7 protein-coding genes and 1 pseudogene are annotated in these 6,687 nt (G+C 33.4%); 1 reads left to right on the top strand and 7 read right to left on the bottom strand.

The window, feature by feature from the left end; genetic code table 11:
• Positions 1 to 491 (top strand): annotated as a pseudogene (locus HSISS3_RS02145) (transposase); the annotation flags it as partial.
• Between the two features lie 200 nt (positions 492 to 691).
• Here HSISS3_RS02145 and HSISS3_RS02140 read toward each other — a convergent pair.
• From HSISS3_RS02140 to HSISS3_RS02110, 7 genes are all read right to left on the bottom strand, one after another.
• Positions 692 to 2,011 (bottom strand): FtsX-like permease family protein, encoded by a 1,320-nt coding sequence (locus HSISS3_RS02140; RefSeq protein WP_021151569.1) that lies wholly within the window; start codon positions 2,009 to 2,011, stop codon positions 692 to 694.
• A 14-nt stretch (positions 2,012 to 2,025) separates the two neighbouring features.
• Complete coding sequence (locus tag HSISS3_RS02135) at positions 2,026 to 2,757, bottom strand: ABC transporter ATP-binding protein (protein ID WP_021151568.1); 732 nt, start codon at positions 2,755 to 2,757, stop codon at positions 2,026 to 2,028.
• Positions 2,758 to 2,793: 36 nt separating this feature from the next.
• Positions 2,794 to 3,168, bottom strand: a complete 375-nt coding sequence (locus HSISS3_RS11420) for a prolyl oligopeptidase family serine peptidase (RefSeq protein WP_134954247.1) — start codon at positions 3,166 to 3,168, stop codon at positions 2,794 to 2,796.
• Between the two features lie 421 nt (positions 3,169 to 3,589).
• A complete protein-coding gene (locus tag HSISS3_RS02125) occupies positions 3,590 to 3,775 on the bottom strand; it encodes a hypothetical protein (RefSeq protein ID WP_021151567.1) in 186 nt (61 codons plus the stop codon).
• A gap of 244 nt (positions 3,776 to 4,019) precedes the next feature.
• Entirely contained in the window at positions 4,020 to 4,802 is a 783-nt protein-coding gene (pezT, locus tag HSISS3_RS02120; RefSeq protein ID WP_021151566.1) for a type II toxin-antitoxin system toxin PezT, read from the bottom strand.
• Entirely contained in the window at positions 4,802 to 5,278 is a 477-nt protein-coding gene (pezA, locus tag HSISS3_RS02115) for a type II toxin-antitoxin system antitoxin PezA (protein WP_021151565.1), read from the bottom strand. Before pezA ends, pezT begins: the two co-directional genes overlap by 1 nt.
• Before the next feature lie 572 nt (positions 5,279 to 5,850).
• Complete coding sequence (locus HSISS3_RS02110; RefSeq protein WP_021151564.1) at positions 5,851 to 6,684, bottom strand: metallophosphoesterase family protein; 834 nt, start codon at positions 6,682 to 6,684, stop codon at positions 5,851 to 5,853.
• Positions 6,685 to 6,687 lie beyond the last annotated feature (3 nt).

Below are 6,687 nucleotides of genomic sequence, written 5' to 3'. Positions count from 1 at the left end.
CAGATAAAATTGACGCTGAAAAGTTAGCTAAATCTCAGCTTGTGCACAATCGTAAACCAACTTACGTGCAGGAAGAAATTTAGCAACACCTGCGTGATTTAAGCCGTTTCTATCAAAATATGGCAGAAGATCTTGTTCGAACTAAAAACCGTCTGCACAAGGTCTTACAAGTCACCTTTCCTGAATTGGAAAATCTATTATCCACACCTACTGGAGAGCAATATTGGAACTTAGTGATGGCTTTTCCATGCAAAGAGTTTGTATTAAGCCTATCTCAAAGTAACTTGTGTGAGATTATCCGTCAATCTACCTCCTAACGCATCTCTGAAAAGCGTATTGCTTACCTGACTGATAAACTTATAAAACTCGCTAAACAATCTTTTTGTGCGGTCAATAAAACCTCTCCAATGCTTGAAGAGGTTCGTTACTATGCTCAAGAATTGCTTCGTCTTTCTGAACGCAGACAAGTTGTCTTAAACGACATGGTAGAAAAGAGCCGAAATTGTAAGTAACGAAAACTTCCAAAGTCACTTTGACTTCGGAAGTTTTTGATATACCTTGTTCTTGGACACTTACCATCTACCCGCAACAATTGGTAAACAAGTAATAGCTACAATAAAACAATATTTAAACAAAATAATCCATAGATAGAATCCCGAGTTTAATTTAAGCAAATCACCCTTCTGCTTAACTAATACCAAGATTGACTTTCATATGAGCCAATGCTTAGTAATTTTGTTCCTAAATAGAATAAGCAAACGATTCCTGATAAAACTAGATCTGGTAGCCAAACGTTATTTATGCTTGTCATGTGATTACCTAATAAATTTGCACTATAATTAACTGCGAACAATATGATTAAATTAAATAAGAAAGAGATAACAAATATTATCAAGGAGTGTAAAAATGCTTCAGCAAATTTAATCATGATTAAATTTTTATTCGATGCTCCCAATACCTTTAGTTGAGATAATTCTTTCTTATCCTGATTTGAAGATAGTATTGTAATAGAAATTGTATTTGCCAAAATAATCAAGATTGGAGCAGACAAATAAGTAACAAAAGAAAAAACAGCTTCTTTAGCACCATCCGAATAATTTCCAATATAAATATTCTGTACATATAGTAAAAATCCTGAAACTAAAGTAATTCCCATTGTTACCGAAACCTGTAAATTTTTTAAATATGTTGGATTAAATAGAATATTCCATTTACCAACAACTAAAGCATAATTATTCGATGGAATAACCTTTGATATCCAGTTTAACAGAACCATCTGTGCCTTAGGAGACATCAGTTGAATCAAGAATAGATGAATCAAAAGTAAGAATAACACCGTACCTGTTTGTTGGATAATATCACTCATGCTCTTTCCAGCAGTGTCCGAAATAAGAATTTTAAAACAAAGAAGCCATAAACCAATAGAAACTCCCCAAAAAAGCAACTTTACTACTGTAGTTGAAAATTTCTTTTGTTTAACTGTATCATTTTTTTTCAATTCTTTTCGAGAATGATAATAAGCACTTGTTCCAACTATAACAGGTACAATAGAAACACTTAAAAGAAAAGTTTTTATATCAAATATTACAGTCAAATCAGGAAGTTCATTATGATTAACTAAAGTCTGCAACAACATATAATAATTATTTATAATTGCAAAAGATAAAATTGTTCCTAAAATACTTATCATTAAAGACATAATGAACAGCTGACCACTTATTATAAGTGATATATGAAAATAACTCGCGCCTAAAGTAGCCCATAACTTATAATCATCTTTAAAAATATCAATTAGAAACTGAATAATATTCGAAATTAAAAAGAATAGAGTTAATCCTCCAAAAAAAATGAGCATTTGAAATAACTGAATAGAAGTTATTGCTGTTTTTGAAGCACTGTTAATACCAATTACTGATGTTCCAACTATCATGCTGGAAACGAGTACTAAAGGCACAGTTCCTAATAATATTTTTTTTGCATAGTTAAATTGATAAAGAATAAGTCTAATCATAGTGAATTTCCTCTTCAGTCCGATTGTTTCGTCTCTAATTTATGATAAAGAACACTGGATGATGGTTTATCTATCTCCTCAGAAAGTAAACCATCTCTTAAAATAAATGCCTTATCTGTTTGAGAAGCCAACTCAATATCATGTGTTACCATAATAACACATTTACCATCATTAGCTAATTTACGTAATAATTCAAAAATCAATTGTCTTGATTCACTATCCATAGCCCCTGTTGGCTCGTCTGCAAAAATTATTTTACATTCTGACAGTATAGCTCTACATATTGCAACCTTTTGTTGCTCCCCACCAGATAAATTACCTACCAGACTGTCCAACTCTGCATTAAATCTTAATTTTTTCAGTAAACCTAATACCTTAGTTTTATCTACTTTCTTATGGGACAAGCGCAGTGGTAAAACAATATTTTCAAAAACAGGTAAAGAAGGTACAAGATTATATGATTGAAAAATAAATGAGATTTCTTCCCTTCGAACTTTTGCTAAATCTCTATTTTTTAATTTATAAGGATTTTTCCCATTGATTGTAACTTCTCCTGTCGTTGGTCTTGATAGACTAGACATACAATTTAATAAAGTTGTCTTTCCAGAACCACTAATGCCAAGAATCGATATAAATTCTCCATAGAAGACTGATAGCGAAATATCTTTCAAAACCGATATAGATTTATCTTTATCAATTTGAAACTCTTTTGTTAACCTCTTAACATCAATTGCAAGTTTATTCATCTTGTAATACCCTCCTATAATATCAACTCTGTTTTTTCATTTCATTACGTTTTGTAGAAAAAAGCTTAGTATATTTATCAAAAATTCACTATCTTCACTATTTATTCCCCCATGTCCTGCATTTTGGTTTAAGTAAACATAACTTCTTACATTAAGTTTTTGTAATTTTTTAGGCCATTCAATGACATCACTATTGTCAATATAATTATCTCTTTGACCTAAAATACTTAATACAACTGTATCTGTCCCCCTTGCCTTTTCTATATTTTGTAAAGGAGAATATGACCTAATAAAGTCTCTTATATTCTTATCTGATATATCTCCCCATTCTGTGACCTCAGTCTTTACAAGTGGATCATTACCAGAAATAAGTTGACCATAAGGATTGATAAATGGAGAAAATAATAGCATACATTTTAATAAATTTTTTCCTCGTTAGGTACAGAACCAGCAATTATTCCACCTGCACTAGATGAAATCAATTCTATTTTATTCTTATGTGCGATTCCCTCATCAATTAAAAAATGAATAGCATTTATATAATCTCTAATAGAATTTTTTTATTCATTTCTTTTCCAGCACGATACCAATCTCCACTAATAAACCAACTCCTCTAACATGAACCACTGCATAAAGAAATCCACTATCCACAATAGAAAGCACTATGGGATCAAATTCGATCTCATCGTTTTTTTCCAAATGAGTTGAAATAAAATCTCAAAGTTGACTTTACATAAAAAGTTTTAGTAATTTGATATTATCTACCAAAAACTTAATAATATTCCTCTCAATGTTACTTTTTGATAGAACTAAAGAAGACCTTTTATGTCTTTTATGTCTCATCACTAATACTTAAGGTAATCATCTCAGCTTTCAGTCTTTCAACGTCTTCAACAGTGGGTTTCCAGCCTTCTATCATATTCGTACTTAGAGCATACCAGACACTTTTAAAAATATTTCTGTCTATAAAAGATACACCCATAATAGTCATCTTTTCTTCATTTACATCTAAAACCATAAGGTACCTCTAGAATTGCGAGTATCTAGTACATTAAAGGATAACATAGATTCACTTGAAATAATGTAGAGTAGTTTTTCGATTACTAATTCAAATAAATTATTGATAATAATTACCGTGGCTACTTAATCATATGGATAACCCTGTACCAATAATAAATTTCGGAAAATTAGTTGTCGATAAATAACTTTTTTATATCAGAAAAAAAGTTATTCAAATTCTAAGTTAATGTCAATCTTATGCATTACCTCTCCTTTTTCTTACTATAACCTTTACGTGACTTCCCTAGCAATTCTCGTTCCAACCTAAGCATTTCCTCTTCCACCTTACTCCATTTCCCAAAGAGACATTCTTGTAAAACTGTTGCAGCTGGACCTTCGTCTGTTTCAGAATCATATATGCAGCTTCTATCTCTTTGGTAAATTTGAATTTGCTCAAAACACTTCTCGTTTTCCAACGCTCTGACATTATCAACCAAATGATTAACAATGTAATCATGATGTTCCTTAGGCGTTGCTCTAGCTTGATTTGGATCTTTAGCATAGAGTTCCTCATAACGTATCAAAGTGCTGAGATAGGACAACTCTGGTTTTGTCGCAATTAGTGCTAGTGATACCTGATAGCCTCTTGCTCTCAACAATTGAGCTGTTTGTCGTGGGACATCTGTTGTTCTTAATGTTCCTTCGATTAGTAAATCGTAGCCTAACTGACTTAGTGCGTCGACCAGTGTTTCTACCATTTTTCCAGCAAATCCTTTGGTATAGTCAACACTATCTTTACCATATTTTTCCTGCAATTCTAGATAATGAGGATGCTGAGAACGATAGCTATCGCCATCAATAATAATGATATTCCCACGATATTCTTTTTGTTTAATACGATGAATCGTTGTTTTTCCAGCACCACTTTGCCCACCAAGCAAGATGGCTTGTGGTTGTTCTGAAACAGTTTTCCCAAGAGTTAGGGTACGAATATTTCTCTTTACAACCTGTTGAAAGTCAGAATTACTAAAGTCTTCAAGTTTCATTAGGCTACCACCTGATGACGAGTCATCACCAACATACGCTCAATACCATCTAAATAGCCATCATAACGCTCCAATTCTTCAAAAGTATCTGCGAGATAAATTTGAGTATTGATGATATCAGCCAAATCGTCACTCATCAAAATCCATGGATTTGTCTCGTCATCAAAAGCGATGCCATGTTTATCTTGGTAGCGATAAAGTTCTGAAAGGATGGCAGCACCACGTTCTTTAATCACTTCCATTTTGAGAGTCAGCTGGTAATCTTCTACAGGTGTTAACATTTTATCTTCTCCCACGATATCAACATATGACACGTTAAACTTTTGACAAATACGATCAATCAGCTCTGTCGAAACTGCACTGGTTCCATTCTCATAGCGACTCAAGCTATTGCGTGAAATACCTACAATTTTAGCAAATTCTGGTTGTGTTAAACCATGTGTTTTTCGTAAAGATTTTATGTTATCTCCAATCATAGGATACCTCCTCATTTTCTTTTATTATACCATAAAAAGCAAAAACGCACCAAATTTGGTACGTTTAGATCTTTGTTTTATAGCAAAATAAAATATTAGCTTATTCATCATCTTAATAGAGATATTTCATGTAAAGAAGTCGTGTCCCCAAAAATGCTGCTTTTACACTTTAAAAGACACGACTTTGTAGTGTAAAGACAACATTTAAATGTATGTTTTCTTGTTTGCAAAGGCGTATAAACAAATAGGGCTGTACATTGAGCAATACTGGGCAGTTTTGTCTCAATCAAGAATAGACAAATAATCATCTAATCGTTCATTTACATCTGTTCTCAAGTCTGAAAACTTCTATCTCCATAAATGGAGAAACTTAACCAAAGATAGTATAACAGATATTGTCAATCTTATATCATATTTTATAATGAAACTAGAATTCAACAGAAATTAAATGACCAGTCTCCTGTAGAGTACAGAAAACTGGTCGCATAAGAGGGTTTTTCTCTTGTCCCATTATTGGGGTGTAGTGCCGCTCGTCCAATCGTTTTTAATGTATCTGTTAATTAAAGTAACTCTTACAAAAAATCAAAATAGTTCTTCACATCCTCCACATACCCATGCTTTTCAATTAAACTAGCTAACAAATCTCTATTATGGCCTTGGTAATTGTCCTCTCGCCGCAATTCTTCATACATTTCGATAAAAGGAAGACCTTTGGCCTTGGCTGATTCTAGCTCTGCTTCATAGTCATAGGCTACTTTTCGAAATTGAATATTGACTAATTCACCATTTTCAACCTCAAATAAGGCATACTGAGCTCGGTGATTTTTCAGCCCTTTCCAGTCAAAATAAGGCATACCAATCGAACCAGGGTTGATGATTTGTTGACCTTGACTACCATAACGCAGAAGCTGTTTATGGACATGTCCATAGACGGCTACATCAGTAGTTTCATCAAGTAGCTGGTCAAATTTTTCTGTACCATTTTCAACCAGCAAATCACCACCATAATTTTTCTCAGGTAAATTATGAGATAGAGAAAAACGCAAGCCTTCAAATTCTTTCTTGGCTACCATAGGTAGCTTTCTCAACCAATCAATATGCTCTGGGTTTAGGCGCTCCATCAAAAACTGGGTCATTCTGAGAAGCTGAATTTCTTGGGGTTCCTCTAAAGCATATTGCCCATCTAAAGCCTCTAACACACAATCATCCCAGTTTCCTCGAACGGATGCTGTAAGGGGGAGGTCTTTCAAAAGAGCCACCAAGTCATTTGCTCCCGGCCCAGGAAGAAAAATATCTCCCAAAAGCCAATATTCAGTCGCTCCCAAATTTTTAGCGTCCTCAAGCACTCCAGCTAAAGCCGTCGTATTACCATGAATGTCTGATAAAATTGCAATCTTATGGTTCATTTT

The sequence above is a fragment of the Streptococcus sp. HSISS3 genome, from assembly GCF_000448605.1.
GTDB lineage: Bacteria > Bacillota > Bacilli > Lactobacillales > Streptococcaceae > Streptococcus > Streptococcus raffinosi.
Note: the sequence above shows the minus strand (reverse complement) of the source record. Positions and strands in the feature narration are given on the sequence as shown.